Below are 670 nucleotides of genomic sequence, written 5' to 3'. Positions count from 1 at the left end.
TAAAGGGCATGGTAAAGGACGTACTGGGCATCCTCGGTATCACTGCTACGCCTGCCGGAAAACCTTCCAACTGAACTATACCTATCAAGCCTGCAATCCCGGTACGAAAGAGCGAGTTATTGATATGGCAATGAATAATTCTGGTGTCAGGGATACGGCGCGAGTTCTGAAAATCGGCATTAACACGGTTATTCGCACATTAAAAAGCTCACACCAAGACAAGTAACCACACTACCGCTTGTGGGAAGTGATATTCAGATTATCTGTGAAATAGACGAGCAGTGGTCATTTGTTGGCCACAAGAAAAATCAGCGTTGGCTCTGGTATGCTTGGGAACCTAATCTGAAGCGAGTAGTGGCGCATGTATTTGGTGATCGTAGCAGGAAGACGCTGAAAAAATTGCTGGCTCTTCTGTCTCCTTTCAACATTCAGTTCTACTGTACGGATGATTATGCCGTTTACGATTGCCTGTCTGAGGACAAACACCTTACGGGAAAGAAATTTACCCAACGTATCGAGAGAACCAACCTCACTCTGCGTATTCGCCTCAAAAGGCTGAATCGAAAAACGATAGGTTATTCTAAGTCAGCAGAAATACACGATAAAGTGATAGGAACGTTCATTGAGCGTGAATACTACTTTCTCTAAAAGATCTAACTATTGGGTTCAT

1 protein-coding gene is annotated in these 670 nt (G+C 43.9%); it reads left to right on the top strand.

Annotation, left to right across the window (positions count from 1 at the left end):
* A protein-coding gene (locus AAC854_RS22880; protein ID WP_340619098.1) for an IS1 family transposase occupies positions 1–648 on the top strand; the annotation gives its coding sequence in 2 pieces (ribosomal slippage) (positions 1–200 and positions 200–648; 649 coding nt annotated over the 2 pieces). This gene is flagged as partial in the annotation.
* Between the last annotated feature and the right edge of the window lie 22 nt (positions 649–670).

Origin of the sequence: Xenorhabdus entomophaga, from assembly GCF_037996725.1 — a bacterium.
Taxonomy (GTDB): Bacteria; Pseudomonadota; Gammaproteobacteria; order Enterobacterales; family Enterobacteriaceae; genus Xenorhabdus; species Xenorhabdus khoisanae.
Note: the sequence above shows the minus strand (reverse complement) of the source record. Positions and strands in the feature narration are given on the sequence as shown.